Raw genomic sequence first — 18,302 nt, forward strand, 5'->3', positions numbered from 1 at the left:
GGCGGGAGCGCTCCGTTGCGTTCTCGGTGATACACGCCAACGACGCGGGCTTATGTTCGGTTCCCGACACTGGCCAGATTTAGCCAAAAGCGGCCACTGCAAAAATCAAACTAGCATTACAGTTGCTTTTTTGATTTGAAGTGGGCGCGTTGAGCGGCAGCCTGGTGAGCTCTGTGCCAAAAAGACCATGCGATGATGTGTGCGGGTTGAATCCGCTTTCGCGCAAGTCTGATGGCAATGCGGCGGATTTCCTGGATTGACCAACGGATCAGTGGTGGGGTGGTTATGCTTTGGCTTTTGCCGGGGGGCGCCGTTTCGTTTTTTTGGGCGGTGGCGGATTGGCGCGATGTCGGATCGCGGCCATCATGGCGAAGGCGAGCATCACCAAGGACACATGACGGTGCCAGCCATGCCAGGATCTGCTCTCGTTGTGATCGAGCCCGAACTCGTTTTTCGCGGTTTCAAAGCCGTCCTCGATCGCCCATCGATGGCCTTCGACCGCGACCAGCGTTTCAAGGGCTGTTCCCGCTGGGCACCAGGTGGTGAAGAAGGCGAGGTCATCATCGGCGATGCGACGACGGATCAGTAGACCGCGTGTCCACAAACCGTCATTTGCACTGTTGAACTGCTCGGCCTCGAGATCGGCCAATTCGAGATAACACCAATCGTGCAGCCGCGGTCCTTTGGTTCCGGCTCCCGCCGACAGGCGCTTCCAGTCGGATGAGTGCCGCGTCCGGGCGAGGTCTGCAGCCGTACCGGCGACCGGCGGTCGCTTGCCCCAGGATCGAAACACATGAGCGCTGCTGACCCCAAGCACGTAGCCTTTGCCTGCCCGACGTAGCTGCTGTTCGATGTTGCCAACACCGTAGACGGTATCGCCGGCAACCCACCTGAATGGTACAGACGCGGCTATCGCGCGTGCGATCATTCTCGTCGCAAGCCTTGGTTTGGTCGCAAAGCCGACATCGGCAGGCACATATGCGGCTTCCAGACGATCCGGATCGTCGGTCCATTCCTTCGGGAGATACAACGCGCGATCGATGAACGCATGGCCATGACGCGAAACGTAGGCAGCGAAGACGCCGATCTGGCAGTTCGTGATCTTCCCTGCCGAACCAGTGTATTGCCGCGCCACTCCGCATGACGCTTTGCCCTGTTTGAGAAAACCGGTCTCGTCGATCACCAGCACCGCATCGTCATCCGCCAAATGCTCGATGACGTAGTCGCGCACGATATCGCGCAGGGCATCGGCGTCCCAGTCTCCACGACCCAGAATCGCCTGCTGCCGCCATGGGCCGGGATCGCCAGCCGCCTCCGCGCGCATCCAACCGGTCTTGCGCTGCTCATCTCCGAGCAGACCTTCCAGGAATAGACCTGCATTCGTCGCAACACGCTCTTGCGTGAACAACGGACGTATCCGTTGCTTGATCTCTCGAAGCGACGCCGCCCACAACGCAAGCGTCTCCTCAACCGACGCGGCCCGCGCCCACGACATTCGAATCATGGTTGCCCATGGATTCAGAAGCCCGCAAAAAAAGCAACTGTAATGCTAGGCCACTAGGGGTCGAAACAGGCCAGCACCCCCCGACCCATAGGAACGCATCGTGATCTTGGGACCGATTCGGGAACATGGCGCGCACTTATGGGCGGGCATCCGGACCGGGCTCACCGAGGCCGACATCGGCGCAGCGCCGAGGCGCTTGCGCGGTATGAGCGGAAGGGCGGGAAGTAACGGGTCGGGAGAGCGCCAGCTTGTGTTTTGTCTCTCGTTTTGTACGCCGTGCAAAATCGCGCAGAGAAAATATCTAACTTTCAATGGGTTATCGGTACAGTTAGAAGTTCTCCGTCGCCAGCATCTACTACGTACTAAACCGCTAAGCAGCCCAATAGGCGATCTACGAAGCGCGTCCTTGATATCGGTCAGCTAAACTCGAGCGAACAATCCGCGTGCCGTGCGCGCGCGGTTCGCTTCGCGCGCCTCTGGATCGGTGAAAAACCGCACGCCACACGTTTCCGACCCGAACAGCCACCCTTCTTGCCGCCTTCCAGACTTCGAGAGATTCGACGATCTCCATCATTGTTCGCCAATACCGGTATCCCCACGCAAACGCCGGGATCGACAACAGCTTATCCTTGTTCAACTGAAACAGCCGTTCCACGACGGTGAGCTTCAAGACTTCGGCTGTAATAAAAATGACCGCTCCCGCGAAGAAATGCCCGGTCCCGATCAAATAGCCGCTCAAAGGTTTCGCCGGCTCGAGGATGATCACCGGCACCGCAAAAAGCGCAAGCGAAGGATACGGCCGCAACGAAGTGATCCAGAGCCGCACGCGCTCAAACAGCCTCTGTCTTGCAATCCATTCTGTGATCGGTCGCGTGACATAGGAAAAGACGCCGTCGACGATAAAATAGACGAGCGCGATCCCGAAAATCGGTGTGTTCCATACGCGAGCCATGTCCCCTCCGTCGTATCAATTCGGACGCCAACGATGTGTTCCCGGGAACCGGCCGGGAGGCCAAGGAATCGGGAGCAGGTCCAGGGCATGGAAGCACCCGAAGCGACGCGCCAAACGCGACATCGCGGCCGGCAAGCAGCCTTCCCGCGCAATCGTTTCCTCAAAGCCGAGTTCATGCGGCCGTGGTGTCAATCGAGCGGCGTATCACCCGCTGCACTTCCGCATTCGATAGAAACAAATCGTGGTTGATGATGCCCCAGCCGCTATCGGAAGCGTCGATCACGCGCACCCCCAGCCGTTCGATGACTGCCTTCTCGGCGGCGCCGACCCGTGTCATGCCGCCAGCGATTTGTCCCGACAGCGCCAACGCGCGATCGTTCGTCGCGGCGATCACGGTGATCTTGCCAGCGAGCGGACCGATGCGGTGGATCGCTGACGAGAACACGTCCATATCGATGTCCGGCGCGGCAAACACCACCGCGCCGATCCTGCCCGCAACGGTGTCACCGTATCGCGCATAGAGCTGACGCAGGCTTTCCAGCGCCAGCATGGTTCCCATGCTGTGCGCGACAATGTGGACGCGGCCGCCGCCCGGGGCCGACACGATGGAAGTGAGTACGCGCTCGAAGTCGTCGCGCGACCACATTGCGCTGTCGCGGTCATAGGCGTAGTCGAACAGTCCCGCCTTCGAAGGCCAGGAGAATAGCATCGTCCGGCCGCGGAACTTGATTCCATCGGAAAGGTGCGCGGCATCGAGCGCCGCCGTCTCGAACGTCTGCTTGAAGCCGTGCACGTAGATCAGGACGTCTGGTCCGCCGCTGGCTTGCGCAAGAAGCTCGCCGACCTCGCCCGACAGCGGCTCGACCTGATCAAGACGCCAGTCGGCAAGTCCAACTGAGGCGAGCGAGAGGCGGCCGTCGTCCGGCGGCACCAGCTTCGCCCGTGCGACCGTCATCGCAGAAGCGCGTTCCGGCCCGAACCAGGGCTTCGCGCGCCCGCCATTCACCCGCTTGCGCGTGGTTGTGACGAGCAATGTAGGGTCTGTTGAGAGCGAGGAAGCGTCGAAGCTCGCGCCAGTCGCGCCCAAGCCAGCGCATCCGCCGAGCGCAAGCGCGCCGGTTAGGGACGAAAGCCCGGCCAGCAGCGCGCGGCGAGACACAACAACGTCTTGGTGCAGCAAATATGGGACGATCACACGGAACCTTCAGGAACACTGCCCGCTATTGGACCAGCCCCACTAAGCTTCCTGAACGACAATGGCGGCGAGAAATGGGCGGGCGGCCCTACGGACGTCATGCAAAATCTCGGGCCATCGCAGATTTACCGATTGTACCGGTCACGCCAAGACCGCCGCCTGTGCGCTTGAAGCGGCGGACGAGCGGTTCAGATCGCTTTGAAATCTACTTCGATCCACCAAGCAGCCGGAGCGCTTCCACAAGGTGCCGGTTTTCCTCGGGCGTGCCGATGCTGATCCGCAGTTTATCCCGCAGTCCCTCCTCGTTGAACCATCGCACAAAGATGCGTTGGGCCATGAGAGACCGATAGACTTTCTCCGCGCTGTGCCATCGTCCGCCGTCGGGAACGCTCGCGAGGAGAAAATTCGCCTGCGACGACGCGCATGGCAAACCAATCGCGGTCAGGGCGAGCTTAAGCGCGCTCCGCTCATGGCGCACCGCCTCCCAGCTTCCGGCCGCCGATCGGATATCTTCGAGTGCGGCTGTCCCAACGGCTTGTGCGATGGCGTCGACGTTGTAGGAATCCTTCGTCTTCGACAGCATGGGAGCGACGAGTTCGGCCGCGCCGAGGCCGTAGGCAAGCCGCAGCCCCGCGAGCGAGTAGCCTTTGCTCAGGGTTCGCAGCAGCAGCACATTGGGACAGGCGGCGACCAAGGTGGACGTCTCATGGCCGATCTCGGGATCGACAAAGTCGACATAGGCTTCGTCGATGAGCAGCACGCCGCGGAAGGTCTGCGCGAGTTTATGAAGGTCGGCTGCCGAGACAAGCGTGCCTGATGGCGCGTGCGGATTCGTGATGATCGCGAGCGGAGCTCCCGCCGCATTCCATCGTTCGGCGGTGTCATCGGGAACCGACCAATCATTGCCAAGCGGTACGCCAGCGAGTGGACTGCCATGGACGGTCGCCAGAACGGAATAAAGGGTATAGCTCGGCGTCAACAGTCCGAGCGGCTTTCCGGGATCGAGGAATGTCGTCAACGCCAGTCGGAGCAGCTCATCACCGCCGTTCGTCGCGATGACGTTTGCAGGCGCGAGGCCGTGCAGGCGAGCGACGCTGGCGCGAAAGCTACCTGCAAGCGGATCCGGATAGCGCCGCAAGCTGTCGAGCGGAAACGAACTCAGGAGGTGCGCAATTGCGGGGCCGGGCGGATAGGGATTTTCGTTGGTGTTCAACTTGATGGCCGGCGTGTCCGGCTGCTCCCGGCGTGTAGCCCTGCATGGCCTTGAGATGGGCGCGTTCGTAAGTCATGCGGGAATGCCTGTCGTCGGGGATGCGCGGGTCATGTGGGCATGCCTCGGGCCCGCTGCAGGTGTCGTTTATAGCGGCATTATCGTCGCCCGTCGGCTCTGTCGGGTAAAGTCGCCCTATCACCTCCCCGGCAATGGATACCGGATGTTTGGCTGGCTAAAGCGCGCTCCCCCGCCTCCGACGGAGCAACAGCGTCAGGTGGCGCAGGCTCTGGCTGACTATCCGCCCTATGCGCCGCCCGCGTGAAATCCAGACACCAAATCGCCGCGCGAAGACATCGAGCAGTACCGGGAGTACTTCTTCGCCCGCGCGCCGGCAATTCGAGCCGCCGGTAGGATCAAGGGCCTAATAAAACCTCGCTCCAGGCCGCCAAAACCGAGGCGAAGGGGGCACCCCATTTGGCATACCCCCGGTCATGGAGGGTTGCCGCCACCGCAACAGATCAGCTAAATCGGCGAGTTGCTTGGGGATGGAGCTCCGGCCGCCCTGGCGGCGTGGAAGATTCCCGTTGCGAGCGAGAGAATGAAAGCGAATGACATGAGACAGATCATCCTGGCGCTGGCGCTCCTGTGTCCCGCCGCCGTGTTCGCCCAGACCACCCCACCCCCGGCCGCCCCGGCCAACCCACCGACGGTCGGCGACAAGCCGCTCGTGCAGGTCGACTCGAAGAAGCCAAAGGCGGCCGGCAAGAAGTCAGAGGCGCCCGCCAAGCCCCAATCCATCGCCCAGAAGCTGCAGGCGTGTCAGGACATCGACGACGCGACCAAGGACCGGCTGAACTGCTACGATGCGATCTTCAAGCCCACGCCGAAGCCAAAACCCCCGGCGGCCAAGGGCGTCAATGATTGCCGCTTCCTGAAAGAGGAAGACGAGCGGCTGACCTGCTACAACGGCTTTGCCGACAAGATCCCGAAACTGCCGAAGTAAGCAGAAAGCCGACCTGGCCGTCCGCCTTCGCTCATTGCGCTACGGCGGTCACGTCGCTGCCCGTGAACGTGGAGTGTCACCTCACGCGGCGTGCGTTACCAGGTGCTGTTCCAGATCGGGCCGCCGAAGAAGCCGAAATGCGGTTGCTGCTGCGCAAAGCGCATCTGCGGGTTCGCAGGCGGGTACGTGCGGACCTTGGCGATCCTGCGTTTCTTTGGCGCCTGCGGCGGCTCGAGCTTCTTGGCTTCGGCCGGGACGAACTGCGCGAAGGTGTTGCGCACACGAGTCTGGGCCGAGGCGTCGCCCGCGGGCGCCGGCGGTGCGGCAGCGGCGACGACGGTCCTGGCCGCGGGCGGCACGATGGTGGGCAGGCTGGTGTCGTACACCACCCGCTCCGGCAATTTCTGGACGGAGTGAATTCGCACGGCCGTTTTGTCGAGTCCGGGGGCGCTGTGGTTGGCGACCGCGAGGTCCTGCGGCATGAAGGCGTCGACCAAAAACAGCAGCGCGAGGAGTACTCCGCTGACATACAGGAAATAACGCGCCACGGGCATTGGTATCGCTCCCCCCGCGCGATCGCGCGGTTCATCGCCTAACGGGTGATGTAGTGATTAGTTCCTGACGCCGCATTGAAGGTTCAAACAGCGGCGGTCACTTTTTCGGGTTCCGGGATTAAATCCGACTGGCCGTCACCAGCGAGCATTTCGCCTTATTCGCGTTAATATTGACGAACCCCACCAGCATACCGGAATAGGTCTTCCGGCTCTTCATGCTGATGACGTCGCTGATCACGCGTTTGCGATCCGTCAAATGGCTGCCATCGCGGCGCGCAAAGGCGCAGTCGATCTCGATATCCTTGACCGCGAAGTCGTTGCGGTTGCGCAGCGTGAGCGTGACCAGGGCCTTCGAGCCTAGCCCGGCCCGGCGCCAGGACTGCGCGGAAATCTTCAGGCCGTCGAGCGGCGATTTGGCCGGCGCCGTGGTTTCGGGAGCTGCGATTTCCGGAGCCGTGACAACCGCGGCAGGCGCGGCCGCGTCGGCGGGCGCCGTTGCCTCGGCGGGATGCTCCGGGGTCGACTGGGTCGGCGCGGTCGCCGGATCAACCGGTGCCGCATTTTGCGCAGGCCCTGCAATCACGGCGGGCACCGGTGCGGATTGGTCCTCCGCGTCGCTTGGGTCCGGAAGCATGATCCAGGCTGCAAATCCGGCGACGGCGACGACAGGCAAAACGACAAGCCTTGCCTTGTCGTGTACGGACGACCAATAGCCGATCCTCATAGCCTCGCCCTCAACCGGCGGCGAGCCAAGTGCCCCGCCGCGCATGAAAAAAGCCGTACGGGCTGACACCATACGGCCTTTGTCACGACTGCCGCTGTACGGTTCCGCCGCGTTCCATTCATCAATAGCGCTGGAACGAAATGGTTTCATGCCGGCGTGACAATTTTGCGGCGGCAGCCCTTGTTTGCGTAAGCGGCCCTTGGCATGGCGGATGCCCGGCCGCTAGGATTGCACGGCCGCCACACCCGGATAGCCAGCCACGGCGCCGCAATCACAAAAATGCAGGGAGACCCAAGATGCCTACCGTAACCTGGGACCACGTCCATTTGCGCAGTCCCGATCCCGAAGCGACTGCGGCCTGGCTGCACGATATCCTCGGCGGCGAGATCATCCGCGGACCCGGGCGGATCGACGTCAAGCTCGGCGGCGCCAATGTGTTCATTGCGCCGGTCAAGGCCGGCGACAACGCGCCGCCGGTGACGCCCTATCAGGGTCTCGATCATATCGGCCTGACGGTGAAAGACATCGACGCGGTCGCCGCCGAGATCAAGGCCAAGGGCGTCGAGTTCACGCGAGAGCCGACCACGATCCGGCCGGGCGTGCGCATCTGTTTCATCCGCGGGCCGCAGGGCATCTCGGTCGAACTCCTGGAGCGCGACAAGAAATACGCGTGATCACGGCGCGCCGTCCGACGCACCAAAGACCGCTGCGTCATGCTGCCCGGCGTCCGCCTGCGCTGAAGCTTCCGCCTTCGCCGACGCTTCCGCCTTCGCTAACGCTTCGGCGGACATGTCGGCGGACGGGCTCTTGCACCAGACAGGTCATGTCATCGATCCCGGCATGAAGCAGCGGATGGTCAGTCCGCCATAGCCGCGGATCGGCCACACCATGGTTCGGCCGACGCGATTGGGTTCGGTGATGACGGCGTCATCGGGCACCTCGACCCATTCGCCTTCGATCCGCACGCGGTAATGTCCGTTGCTGGATTCCCAATCGACGTCGCTGACCGCGGTGCCGTCGGCGTCGGAGCAACACGGCCCCTTGCCGCTTTTCAGGCTGTCGAACCATTGCTTGAGCGGCGAGTTGGCGTAACGGCCGTCCGGATCGCGCGCATGCGCCGGATACGCGGCCGCTGCCGCCAACAACGCCACCAGTGCTATGCTCAGCGGCATCCTTATACGCCGACGTGTCCGCCGAAGCATCAGCGTCAGCGAAGGCGGATGGCGGTCCGCAATACTACGGTCGTCACTCTCGGTGCATCGGCGCGCCATGTGGCCGCCGGAATTGTTCCAGTGGGTCACCTGTCTCTTGCTCCAGCACCCGCCGGCCGGTGCCGAAATCAACCATGCATTTCGCGGGCCAGTTTGATTCGAGTTGTCCCAGCCGTCATCCCGCTGTCACATAATCCGGCTGGCAGGAACCGAGGGTCTGACCCGCCCCCACCGACCGATCCGGTCAAGCTGTCGCGTTGCGCGGGGTGCTGCGCTTTGGCATAAAAGACTACCGGCACCGGGGACAACGGGCGCGCCGGCAGCGGTACGTCATGAAGAACGGCCTGTATTCGATTCACGTCACTTTGCTGGACGGGCGCGTCGGCAAAGGCAGCGGCGTGATTCTGTTCCGCGATGGTCAGATCCTCGGCGGGGACGCCTATCTGTTTTACACCGGCAGCTACACGGTCAGGGGCGATACCTTCAAGGGCGAGGTGCTGGTGCAGCGTCACACTTCCAGCCCCGATGCCAATCCGCTGTTCGGCGGACCGAACCCGGTCGGCATCGGCGTCACCGGCACCTTCACCGACACCCGCGCCACCATGAACGGGACGGCGCTGGTCGGAAAAGCCAGCCAGATTTTCGGCGCGACGCTGCGCAGGCTGGCGGACACGAATTAGGGCGTCATCTTTCTCCCTCGCCCCGCTCTTGCGGGGAGAGGGTTGGGGTAGGGTTGGGGTGAGGGGCTGCTTCCACGCATTCGACTCGCAGAGAGTCCCCTCACCCGGATTGCGCTTGCGCGCAATCCGACCTCTCCCCGCAAGCGCGGCGACGTGATCCGAACTAGAGCGGTTTTCGGTTGATGTGAATCGGAACAGTAAGGGGGTTCCCAAAGGCGCGCAAATCAGATTCGGGTTGCTTTGACAGCAACAGTGAGGTCGCGCGATGGCGAAGGGATACTCGAAGGACCTCAGGTCGCGGGCGGTCGCGCTTGTCGAAGACGGCGAGAGCAGACGGGAGGCGGCGCGGGTGCTCGGTCTCGGCGCCTCGACCGCAATCCGCTGGATCGAGCGCTGGGCGACAACGGGCAGTGTAGCGGCATTGCCCGGCACGGGCCACAGTCGCTCGCCGCTCGAGGCGCATCGCCAATGGCTGCTTGATCTGGTCGCAGCGGAGCCGGACTTGACGCTCGAAGAGATTCGCGCTCGGCTCAAGTCCGAGAGGCGGCTGAAAACCGGTACGACCTCGGTCTGGCGTTTCTACGAACGCCATGACATCACGTTCAAAAAAAACTCTGCACGCCGCCGAACAGGATCGTCCTGATGTCGCTGCAGCGCGTGCCGAGCTGAAGCTCGAGCAATCCAAGCTTGACGCGCCGCGCCTCGTCTTCATCGACGAGACGGCGGTTACGACCAAGATGGTCCGGCACCGCGGCCGCTCACCACGTGGTGAGCGTCTCGTTGCGAGCGTGCCGCACGGCCACTGGAAGACGCTGACGCTCATTGCCGCGCTACGCATCAATGGCCTGACGGCGCCTTATGTCATTGACGGCGCCATGGATGGGCCATCGTTCCTCGCTTACGTTGAGCAGATCCTCGCGCCGACGCTGCGCAAAGGCGATATCGTCTTCATGGATAACCTGCGCACCCACAAGATCGACGGCGTTCGCCATGCGGTCGAAGCGGTCGGCGCCAAAGTGCGCTATTTGCCGGCCTACTCGCCGGATCTCAATCCGATCGAAATGGCATTCTCGAAGCTGAAGACGGCGCTGCGCAAGGGTGCCGCTCGCACCGTAACAACGCTGATGAAGCTGATCGGCAAGCTCATCAAGACATTTGCACCCGAGCAATGCGCGAACTACTTTCGACATGCCGGATACGCGTAGTGACCCACATCAAGTGGAAACCGCTCTAGCCGCTTACATGAAACAGCTATTCCGCGGCCTGCTCCAGCGGCGCTGTGCGCGGCAGGATCATCTGGATCCGCGTGCCGCCGCCGGGTTCGGAATCGAGGTCGAGCCGGCCGCCGAGGCGGTTGGTCACGATGCTGTAGACGATGTGCAGGCCTAAGCCCGTGCCGCCCTGATCGCGCCGCGTCGTGAAGAACGGATCGAATGCGCGGCGGCGGACGTCGAGGCTCATGCCGCAGCCGTTGTCGGAAAACAACACCTCGACATTGTCCTTGCCGGACTCCCGCACCTGGATATCGACCGTGCCGGGCTTGCCGTCCGGGAACGCGTGCGCCACCGAATTCAGGAACAGATTGGTCAGCACCTGCCCGTACGGGCCGGGATAGCTGTTCATGATGAGGTTGGGCTGGCAATCGACGTTGAGCGTCAGATTGTGCTTGCGCAGGCCCGGCCGCAGACTCATCACCACCTGTTCGGTGAGATCGCCGAGGTCGAAATTGCGCTGGTCCGAATAATTGCGATCGGCCGCGACCTGCTTGAACGAGGTGATGAGTTCGGCGGCGCGATTGAGATTCGCGACCAGTTGCGACGACGCATCGCGGCTGGTGTCGAGATAATCATTCAGGCTGGAGCGCCGCAGTTCGCCGCGCGCGACTTCGGCCGCGAACATCGCGGTCTTGCGCTCCAGCGCGGAGGCGACCGTGAGGCTGATGCCGACGGGATTGTTGACCTCGTGGGCGACGCCCGCCACGAGGCGTCCGAGCGCGGCGAGCTTTTCGGCCTCGATCAGCGAGTTCTGCGTCTCCCGCAGATTGCGCAATGCCGCTTCGGCGGCGTCCTTGGCCTTGCGCATCTCGAACTCGACGCGCTTGCGCTCGCCGATGTCGAGCGCGACGGTGACGATGTTTTCGATCTCGCCCGCGGTGTCCAGGATAGGCAGCTTGTTGACCAGCCATTGCCGCATATTGCCGGCGGAATCCTTGTATTCCTCTTCGTAAAAGCCGAGTTCCCGGCCGCCCGCCAGCACCCGCTTGTCGTTCTCGTCGGTCTTTGCAGCGCCGTAGCGCGACATCAGGTCCTGCGTGGTCTGGCCGATCGCGTCCTGCGGCTCGATGCCGAAAATGCCGGCCATGTAACGGTTCATCAGCACATAACGCAGCTTCTTGTCCTTGACGTTGATTACCGCGGGCACGGTGTCGATCACCATCTGCAGCAAACGGCGGCCTTCGGCGATCGCATCTTCGGCGCGCTTCTGGTCGGTGATGTCGCGCACCGTCCCTTCGTAGCGGACCACCTCGCCAGCCTCGTTGCGCACCGCGCTGGCGCTGTCCGAGAGCCAGAGCACCGCGCCGTCGCGGGCGCGGACCTGGTATTCGAACTCGCGGACCATGCCGTCGCGTTCCATCAGCTTCTGAAATTGCGTCCGCGCCGCCCGATCGACATAGACGGTATCGGCGATGTCGCCGATGCCGTTAATCAGGGCGTACGGCGTCGCGTAACCCATCATCCGCGCCAGCGCCGGATTGGCGTTGAGCAGCGCGCCGCCCGGTGTCGTGACGTAAATGCCGTCGACCGACGCCTCGAACAGTTTGCGATAGCTCTCCTCGGCAAGGCGCTGTTCGGCCAGAGCGCGCACCGCCGCTTCCCGCGCGGCGTCGGCATCGACCAGGGTCTGGCGGAATACTTCGGCGGCGCGGGCGATATCGCCGATCTCGTTGTCGACGTCGGTCTGCGGGATCGAGGCGCTTTTCTCGCCGCCCGCCACCGCGCGGATCGAGGTCGCAATCGATGCCAGCGGGCGCACAGTACGGCGCACCACCAGCAGTGCTGCGAACAGTCCGATCAGGACGCCGGCGGTGCCGAGCACGATGCTTTGCCATCTGGCTTCCGTCAGCGTCCGGGCGAAATCGCGGGACAGAACATGGCCCTGGCGTGCGCTGACCTCGCGCAACAATTCGGTGACGCGCTGGATCAGGCGGCCCTCGGCGCCGAGCACCTCCTTGTCGATATCGGATATCTGGCGTTCGCGGATCGATATGCCGACGATCGCTTCGGCGTAATTGTCGACGGCCATGCGGAGTTTTGGATCCGGGATCGACATCGAGCGCATGGTTTGCGCCGCCTGTTCCGCGGCCGACGGATTGTGCGCCAGCAGCGCCGAGGCGATGCGGCTTTGGGTCTGGGACAGTGTCGAGGAGATGTTGGGATCGGGACTGTCGGCGACGGCCTCGTCGAATTTCTCGCGCAGCGGCGGCAGCCCGACGATCATTTCCGCGCGGCGGTTGATCAGCGCCGAGATCCGCTCGATGCCGCTGCGGTAGGTCGCCAGCCGCTCGGTGACGCCATCGATCATGTCCTGCTGTTCGGGGGCAAGCTCCAGCCGGGTCTTCTTCAGGACCTCGCTCAGCGAGGTCGCGGCCTCGCCCACCTGGACCGATTGGGTGCCGGGGTCAGTGACGAAATCGCGCGCCGCCAGCCGCAATTCGTTCATGCGCCGGTCGATGTCCTCGGCGAGGTCGCCGACGCTCTGCAGCCGCTGCAGCTCGCCAAAGGTCGCGTCGAGATGGCGGATGGCGATGACGCTGGCGGTCGAAGTGATGATGATCACCGCGAGCACCAGCAGGAAGCTGCCGAACGTCAGCTGACCGATCGAAAGCGAGAACGATCGCGTCATTGGCGAATTCGGCGGCAATTCAGAGGTCATGTTATTGAGGCCGGGCTCCAAACGGTCGTAATATACGATGTATTTCGGGCGATGGGGAACTTGCTGAAAATGACGGAGAAACCGGCCTGATTCGCCGGATCGCTCGCCCAGTAGATAGCCTTGTACATCGCGTTGGGTGTCACATTTGCGATTCTCGCTGCACCAATCCGGGATTCCGCGGCGGCAGCGGCCGAGCGGAGTGCCCGGATGGCGAAATTCACGCGGCCCGCCGGTGTGCCGTTTCGGGCAGAAAACCCCTGCTCGCCCGAATGCCGAACTCGGGCGAAAACTGTTCTTCGACCCCCTGATGTCGGCCTCCGGCACCATTTCCTGCGCCACCTGCCATCACCCCAGGCTGGCCTGGGGCGACGTCCTGCGGCGTAATGACGGCTTAGGATGAGGCGCCAATCGGTGCCACCTTCCTTGCCGGGATCGTCATCGCGGCTACGCCGACGACCACGAAAGCCAGCCCGATCCACGCGGTCGGGGTCAAACTCTCGCCAAGGAACACCACGCCCAGCGCGACACCGATAGGTACGCGCAGATAGGCCTGCGCCGTGGTGCCGACCGATCCCAGGGTCTGGATCAGGTGGAAGTAAATGACGAAGGCGAACGCGGTCGAGAATACCGCAAGGCCCGATAGCGCCAGCAACGAACTCGCCGATGGCGCCTGCGTCCAGGGCCGGTCCACCACCAGGCTCGCCGGGATCAGGATGGCCGCGCCACACAGCAGCGAACCTGCCGCCGGCGTCATCGGGTCGAGGTCTTTAAAGCCTCGGCTGAAGATCGCAGCACCCGCGTAGCAGATCGCGGCAAGCACGGTGACGATTTGCGCGGTCAACTGCTCGCCCAACCCGGCCAGCGCCTGCACGCCGACGATCAGGCAGATACCGGCCATGCCGGCGACGACGCCGAGTAGTTTTCGCGACGTCAGCACCTCATGCCGCGCGACGGACAGCGTCAGGAAAAAGGTGAAGATCGGCGACGTGGAATTGAGAATGGTCGCCAGCCCAGCGTCCAGCGAGCGCTCGCCCCAGGCGATCATGGTCCAGGGGATCACGCTGTTGAGGCAGGCCTGAAACATAAAGCGCCGCCAGGTCGCAGCGTCGCGCGGCATCCTCACGCCGCGCCATTGCATGATCGCCAGCAGCAGCACGCCCGCAATCGCGGTGCGCGCCGCGATCAGCGTGATCGGCGGAATGGTCGCGACGCCAAGCTTGATGAATGTATAGGATGCGCCCCACAGCGTCGCGAGCAGCAGCAGCAGCGCGAGCTCGACCGCCATGTTGGGGTGGCGCGGGTGGGATTCTTCCATGTCGGTTTTCCGGCTCTCGATTGATCGAAGCGGAATCTACATGGTGAAGGCAACGGAATACTTCGTTGCGCGCCGAAGTGTGCTAACCCAGCGCGCCGACTTCGAACACCTCGCCGTCATAGCCGGCCTCGCGCGGAATCCGGAGCTGACGGCCGCCGTTCAATTTCGTCATCACCGGCGTCACGGTCACGACCGGCTTGCCGCGGCTGTCGTCCAGCGCGGCCTTCACGCTGGCCTGTTTGCCGAGCTTGATCAGGTTGCGGGTGGTCGGGAATGGCAGCTTGAAGCGGCCGGTTTCGCCGCCTTCCAGCGCCTCGCGCGGCGACACCCAGATCGAGTCGGTGGATTCCTTGCCGTCATGGGCGCCGGCCTGTTCCGGCGGTGCTGCCGCGAGGAAGAACCAGGTGTCGAAGCGCTTTGGCATGCCCTCGGGCGTGATCCAGTGCGCGTAGGGCACGAGTTCGTCGAGCGCCAGCAGCATGCCGTTGTCGGTGAGCACTTTCAGGAAGCTGATCTTGCCGTCGCACAAATCGGCGCGATGCGCCGTCTCGATCTCGCCCGCACGCTTGGCATCGACCAGCGCCTTCGATCCCTTCGGCCGGGCCAGCAGGATGCCACTTTCCTCAAAGGTCTCGCGGATCGCGGCGATGCGGAAACTCAAGCTGGCCTCGTCGAGCCCCTCGCCGCCCGAATAGAGCGCGGGGTCGGCGATGATCTCCTTGTCGCCCTTGTCGACGCTGCCGCCGGGAAACACCAGCGCGCCGGAATTGAAGTCGATCTCGTAATGGCGGACCATCATGAAGACTTCGATTTCGCCTTGCGCCGCGCTGTCGCGCAGCAGCAGGATGGTGGATGCGGGACGCGGGGCGACGATCTCGGCCATCAGGCTCACTCCTCAGGACCTCATCCTGAGGAGCGGCCTTGGCCGGGTCTCGAAGGATGAGTGGTGGCATCGGGGCCTCATGGTTCGAGACGGCGCTGCGCGCCTCCTCACCATGAGGAATTTCTAGCCCGCTGCGCTGGATTGCGGTTGCAGATTGGCGCGGCGGTCGACCCGCGCGACCCGCGACAGCAAATAATCCACCTCGGCCTTGGCCGCGGCCGTGATGGTCGCGCCGGGCTTGCGCTGCGCGCTGGAGGCGATGATGCCGCGCTTCTGCAGCACGTATTTGCGCACCGCAAGCCCCGCGCCGGGCTGCTGCTCGTAGCGGATCAGCGGCAGATGCGCGTCGAACAGATCGTGCGCGGCATCGCGTTTTCCCGCCTTCGACAGTTTTACGACATCGATCAGCAATTCCGGGAAGGCGTAGCCGGTCATGGCGCCGTCGGCGCCGCGCTCCATTTCGAAATCGAGAAACAGCCCGCCATTGCCGACCAGAATGGACATCGGTTTCAGCGAGCCGTCCTTCTGGAAGCCGCGCAGCGTGGAGATCTTTTCCAGCCCCGGCCAGTCCTCATGCTTGAGCATCACGCAGGACGGTGAGTCCATCACGATCTTGCGGATCACCGCGGGCGTGAACACCACGTTGAGGGTCAGCGGATAATCCTGCAGCACCCAGGGAATGTCGTCTCCAATCGCTTCCTGCGCCTGCTTGAAGTAACCGGTGATCTGATCGTCGGTGCGCAGATGCGGCGGCGGCGCGATCATGACGCCGGCAGCGCCCGCATCCATCGATTTTTGCGCCAGCGAGCGCATGGTGGCAAAGCCCGGCGCCGAGACGCCGACGATGATCTGCATGGTCTTGGCGCGCTTGACGAAGCGGACCGCGACCTGCTCGGCCTCGGCGGCATCGAGCTTCGGCGCCTCGCCGAGAATGCCGAGCACGGTGACGCCGTCGCAGCCGACTTCGGCGTAGAAGGCGGTCAGCCGGTCGATGGATTTGTCGTCGATGCGGCCGTCGTCGTGGAACGGGGTCGGCGCGATCGCGAAGGTGCCGGCGGCCTGGGCGGTGAGTTTCATGGTGGTTCCTCTATCCTCTTTCGTCATTCCGGGATGGTCCGAAGGACCAGACCCGGAATCTCGAGGTTCCGGGTTCGCGCTGCGCGCGCCCCGGAACGACACGTAACATTAGAACCGCCGCGCGCCCATCTTGATCTGTTCCTCGGAGAAGAAGATCTCCTTGGCGTGGTCGACGACGTCCTGGGCCTTCCAGCCGGTGTGCGGCGGCTTCCAGCCGTCCATTTCCATCATCCGCATCTCGCGGACGCCGCGGGGGCCGGAGACGCCGAGCACCTTGCCGGTCTGGTCGCCCGACAAATCGCTGACCATGTATAGCACGGCCGGAGCGATGCCGTCCGGGCCCAGAGCCAAACCGGGGTTTTCCTTGTAGCGCGGCAGGTCCGCGGTCATGCGGGTCAGCGCGCCCGGGGCCAGCGTCCAGATCCGGATGTTGTATTTGCGGCCCTCGATCGCCAGCACGTTCGACAGCCCCCAGATACCGCCCTTGGCGGCGCCGTAATTGGTCTGGCCGAAATTGCCGATCAGGCCCGAGGTCGAGGACGTATTGACGATGACGCCGCCGCCGTTCTCGCGCATCCATTTGAACACCGGCTGGGTGCAGCAGAAGGTGCCTTTCAGATGCACCCGGATCACCTTATCCCAGTTGGCCTCTTTCGCCTTGGCAAAGGTCTCGTCGAGCAGGATGCCGGCATTGTTGACGAGGATGTCGGCGCGGCCGAAATTCTTGATGGCGTCATCGAACACCGACTGTCCGCCCGCGATGGTCGAGATATCGGCGCCATTGGCGACCGCGCGGCCACCGTCGGCCTTGATCGCATTGACCACCTTCTGCGCCATCGAGACATCGGCGCCGGAGCCGTCGCGCGGCCCGCCGAGGTCGTTGACCACGACCGCAGCACCCTCGCTTGCGAACAATTTGGCGTAGGCCTCACCCAGCCCGCCACCCGCCCCCGTGATGATCGCAACCTTGCCGTCGAGTAATCCCATGGTGTTTCTCCCTTGTTAGTTGCCGTCATTCCGGGATGGTCCGAAGGACCAGACCCGGAATCTCGAGGTTCCGGGTTCGCGCTCACGCGCGCCCCGGAACGACGGATGAATCAGCCCAGCACCGTCCTGCCGCTCTTGATGACGGTGACACCCCGCGACTTCACCTTGGCTTCGAACGAAATCACGTTGCCGTCCTTCCACAATTCCATGGTCACGGTCTCGCCGGGATAGACCGGCGAGGAGAACCGCGCGGAATGCTGTTTGAAGGCGTGCGGATCGTAATCGGCATAGGTCTGCAAGATCCCGCGGCAGGTGATGCCATAGGTGCACATGCCGTGCAGGATCGGCTTTGGGAAGCCGGCCTTCTTGGCAAATTCGGGATCGCTGTGCAGCGGATTGCGGTCGCCGCAGAGACGGTAGACCAGGGCCTGATCCGGACGCGTCGAAATATCGACGGTCTTGTCGGGCCCGCGGGTCGGCACCTTGTGCGGTTCGGGCTGGCCTTCCGAAGGCCCGCCAAAGCCGCCATCGCCGCGCGCGAAGCGCGATGCGACCAGGGTCGCGAGCTTCTCGCCCTTCTCGTCCCTGAGCACCGTCTGGTGCCGGATCACCGCGCCCTTGTCCTTGCCCTTGTCGAAGACGTCGAGGACCGTGGAGTCGGCGGTGATGTGGGCTGACGTGGCAAACGGCTTGTGGAAGGTGATGTCGCGCTCACCGTCCACCACCATCACGCGGTTGAGATTCATTTCGCCGGGACCCGCGCCCCAGGCCGCGACGGAGGCAAAGGTCGGCACCACCTTCAACGGACGCGCGGTGGCCACGGCCTCGTTGACGAACGCCAGCTCCTTCTCATTCATCGGGTCCGCGCCCATGCCGATCCCGTAGGCGTAGAGCATGACTTCGCGGTCGGTATAGGCGTATTTCTGGCCGAGATTTTTCAGGGCCATCAGCTCGTCGTACTTGATCGGCATGTTTGCACATCCTCCCGAATTTCTTTTTCTTCACCGGCGCCAGTCGCAACGCCCTCTCCCCTTGTGGGAGAGGGCAGCACCGGCGCCCGAAAAAAACTCT

The 18,302-nt window shown here is 63.4% G+C and carries 18 protein-coding genes; 5 read left to right on the plus strand and 13 right to left on the minus strand.

Translation table 11 applies throughout. The features are described 5' to 3' along the window. Window positions 1-283: 283 nt before the first annotated feature. The 4 genes from NL528_RS27435 to NL528_RS27450 form a co-directional block, all read right to left on the minus strand. Window positions 284-1,504, minus strand: a complete 1,221-nt coding sequence (locus NL528_RS27435; protein ID WP_309176641.1) for an IS701 family transposase — start codon at window positions 1,502-1,504, stop codon at window positions 284-286. Window positions 1,505-1,895: 391 nt separating this feature from the next. Continuing rightward, window positions 1,896-2,276, minus strand: coding sequence for a hypothetical protein (locus tag NL528_RS27440; RefSeq protein WP_309177567.1), 381 nt, complete (start codon window positions 2,274-2,276; stop codon window positions 1,896-1,898). 352 nt (window positions 2,277-2,628) lie between these two features. Beyond that, window positions 2,629-3,615, minus strand: coding sequence for an alpha/beta fold hydrolase (locus tag NL528_RS27445; RefSeq protein ID WP_309185045.1), 987 nt, complete (start codon window positions 3,613-3,615; stop codon window positions 2,629-2,631). Window positions 3,616-3,856: 241 nt separating this feature from the next. Next, a complete protein-coding gene (locus tag NL528_RS27450) occupies window positions 3,857-4,864 on the minus strand; it encodes an aminotransferase class I/II-fold pyridoxal phosphate-dependent enzyme (RefSeq protein WP_309177568.1) in 1,008 nt (335 codons plus the stop codon). Between the two features lie 613 nt (window positions 4,865-5,477). Here NL528_RS27450 and NL528_RS27455 point away from each other — a divergent pair. After that, complete coding sequence (locus NL528_RS27455) at window positions 5,478-5,867, plus strand: hypothetical protein (protein ID WP_309177569.1); 390 nt, start codon at window positions 5,478-5,480, stop codon at window positions 5,865-5,867. Between the two features lie 95 nt (window positions 5,868-5,962). Here the strand turns inward: NL528_RS27455 and NL528_RS27460 are convergent, their stop codons facing one another. Further along, complete coding sequence (locus tag NL528_RS27460; protein WP_309177570.1) at window positions 5,963-6,421, minus strand: hypothetical protein; 459 nt, start codon at window positions 6,419-6,421, stop codon at window positions 5,963-5,965. Window positions 6,422-6,539: 118 nt separating this feature from the next. Beyond that, entirely contained in the window at window positions 6,540-7,145 is a 606-nt protein-coding gene (locus tag NL528_RS27465; protein ID WP_309177571.1) for a hypothetical protein, read from the minus strand. Between the two features lie 296 nt (window positions 7,146-7,441). Here NL528_RS27465 and NL528_RS27470 point away from each other — a divergent pair, with 296 nt between their 5' ends. Further along, on the plus strand, window positions 7,442-7,819 hold the full coding sequence (locus NL528_RS27470) for a VOC family protein (RefSeq protein WP_309177572.1): 378 nt from the start codon (window positions 7,442-7,444) through the stop codon (window positions 7,817-7,819). Between the two features lie 147 nt (window positions 7,820-7,966). Here NL528_RS27470 and NL528_RS27475 read toward each other — a convergent pair whose 3' ends face one another. Next, a complete protein-coding gene (locus NL528_RS27475; RefSeq protein WP_375144078.1) occupies window positions 7,967-8,347 on the minus strand; it encodes a hypothetical protein in 381 nt (126 codons plus the stop codon). A 341-nt stretch (window positions 8,348-8,688) separates the two neighbouring features. Between NL528_RS27475 and NL528_RS27480 the strand changes: the two genes are divergently transcribed. Both NL528_RS27480 and NL528_RS27485 read left to right on the plus strand, forming a co-directional pair. After that, window positions 8,689-9,036 carry a GrlR family regulatory protein gene (locus NL528_RS27480; protein ID WP_309177574.1) on the plus strand — a complete coding sequence of 116 codons (348 nt, stop codon included), beginning with the start codon at window positions 8,689-8,691 and terminating at the stop codon, window positions 9,034-9,036. A gap of 265 nt (window positions 9,037-9,301) precedes the next feature. Continuing rightward, window positions 9,302-10,241, plus strand: a protein-coding gene (locus tag NL528_RS27485) for an IS630 family transposase (RefSeq protein ID WP_309177575.1) whose coding sequence is annotated in 2 segments (ribosomal slippage) — window positions 9,302-9,640 and window positions 9,642-10,241 — 939 coding nt in all. Because the reading frame shifts where the segments join, the coding sequence is not laid out codon by codon here. Window positions 10,242-10,287: 46 nt separating this feature from the next. On the opposite strand, the gene NL528_RS27490 is transcribed toward NL528_RS27485, so the two are convergent. Continuing rightward, window positions 10,288-12,969 carry a PAS domain S-box protein gene (locus tag NL528_RS27490; RefSeq protein WP_309177576.1) on the minus strand — a complete coding sequence of 894 codons (2,682 nt, stop codon included), beginning with the start codon at window positions 12,967-12,969 and terminating at the stop codon, window positions 10,288-10,290. A 307-nt stretch (window positions 12,970-13,276) separates the two neighbouring features. Between NL528_RS27490 and NL528_RS27495 the strand changes: the two genes are divergently transcribed. Next, window positions 13,277-13,369, plus strand: coding sequence for a cytochrome c peroxidase (locus NL528_RS27495; RefSeq protein WP_309185046.1), 93 nt, complete (start codon window positions 13,277-13,279; stop codon window positions 13,367-13,369). Here the strand turns inward: NL528_RS27495 and NL528_RS27500 are convergent. From NL528_RS27500 to NL528_RS27520, 5 genes are all read right to left on the minus strand, one after another. After that, window positions 13,361-14,284, minus strand: coding sequence for an EamA family transporter (locus NL528_RS27500; RefSeq protein WP_309177577.1), 924 nt, complete (start codon window positions 14,282-14,284; stop codon window positions 13,361-13,363). The genes NL528_RS27495 and NL528_RS27500 overlap by 9 nt on opposite strands. A gap of 82 nt (window positions 14,285-14,366) precedes the next feature. Next, window positions 14,367-15,167, minus strand: coding sequence for an NUDIX hydrolase (locus tag NL528_RS27505; RefSeq protein ID WP_309177578.1), 801 nt, complete (start codon window positions 15,165-15,167; stop codon window positions 14,367-14,369). Window positions 15,168-15,290: 123 nt separating this feature from the next. Next, window positions 15,291-16,244, minus strand: a complete 954-nt coding sequence (locus tag NL528_RS27510) for a dihydrodipicolinate synthase family protein (protein ID WP_309177579.1) — start codon at window positions 16,242-16,244, stop codon at window positions 15,291-15,293. A 108-nt stretch (window positions 16,245-16,352) separates the two neighbouring features. Further along, window positions 16,353-17,231: an SDR family oxidoreductase gene (locus NL528_RS27515; RefSeq protein WP_309177580.1), complete on the minus strand. Its 879-nt coding sequence runs from the start codon at window positions 17,229-17,231 to the stop codon at window positions 16,353-16,355. Window positions 17,232-17,341: 110 nt separating this feature from the next. Then, entirely contained in the window at window positions 17,342-18,202 is an 861-nt protein-coding gene (locus NL528_RS27520; RefSeq protein WP_309177581.1) for a MaoC/PaaZ C-terminal domain-containing protein, read from the minus strand. Window positions 18,203-18,302 lie beyond the last annotated feature (100 nt).

Origin of the sequence: Bradyrhizobium sp. Ash2021, from assembly GCF_031202265.1 — a bacterium.
Lineage (GTDB): Bacteria > Pseudomonadota > Alphaproteobacteria > Rhizobiales > Xanthobacteraceae > Bradyrhizobium.

Bases quoted from the DNA above. Each gene is read 5' to 3' on its own strand.
- NL528_RS27470 (WP_309177572.1), top strand. From the start codon at position 7,442: ATGCCTACCGTAACCTGGGACCACGTCCATTTGCGCAGTCCCGATCCC.
- NL528_RS27435 (WP_309176641.1), bottom strand. From the start codon at position 1,504: ATGATTCGAATGTCGTGGGCGCGGGCCGCGTCGGTTGAGGAGACGCTT.
- NL528_RS27460 (WP_309177570.1), bottom strand. From the start codon at position 6,421: ATGCCCGTGGCGCGTTATTTCCTGTATGTCAGCGGAGTACTCCTCGCG.
- NL528_RS27455 (WP_309177569.1), top strand. From the start codon at position 5,478: ATGAGACAGATCATCCTGGCGCTGGCGCTCCTGTGTCCCGCCGCCGTG.
- NL528_RS27465 (WP_309177571.1), bottom strand. From the start codon at position 7,145: ATGAGGATCGGCTATTGGTCGTCCGTACACGACAAGGCAAGGCTTGTC.
- NL528_RS27515 (WP_309177580.1), bottom strand. From the start codon at position 17,231: ATGGGATTACTCGACGGCAAGGTTGCGATCATCACGGGGGCGGGTGGC.
- NL528_RS27505 (WP_309177578.1), bottom strand. From the start codon at position 15,167: ATGGCCGAGATCGTCGCCCCGCGTCCCGCATCCACCATCCTGCTGCTG.
- NL528_RS27500 (WP_309177577.1), bottom strand. From the start codon at position 14,284: ATGGAAGAATCCCACCCGCGCCACCCCAACATGGCGGTCGAGCTCGCG.
- NL528_RS27520 (WP_309177581.1), bottom strand. From the start codon at position 18,202: ATGCCGATCAAGTACGACGAGCTGATGGCCCTGAAAAATCTCGGCCAG.
- NL528_RS27510 (WP_309177579.1), bottom strand. From the start codon at position 16,244: ATGAAACTCACCGCCCAGGCCGCCGGCACCTTCGCGATCGCGCCGACC.
- NL528_RS27475 (WP_375144078.1), bottom strand. From the start codon at position 8,347: ATGCTTCGGCGGACACGTCGGCGTATAAGGATGCCGCTGAGCATAGCA.
- NL528_RS27495 (WP_309185046.1), top strand. From the start codon at position 13,277: ATGTCGGCCTCCGGCACCATTTCCTGCGCCACCTGCCATCACCCCAGG.
- NL528_RS27480 (WP_309177574.1), top strand. From the start codon at position 8,689: ATGAAGAACGGCCTGTATTCGATTCACGTCACTTTGCTGGACGGGCGC.
- NL528_RS27490 (WP_309177576.1), bottom strand. From the start codon at position 12,969: ATGACCTCTGAATTGCCGCCGAATTCGCCAATGACGCGATCGTTCTCG.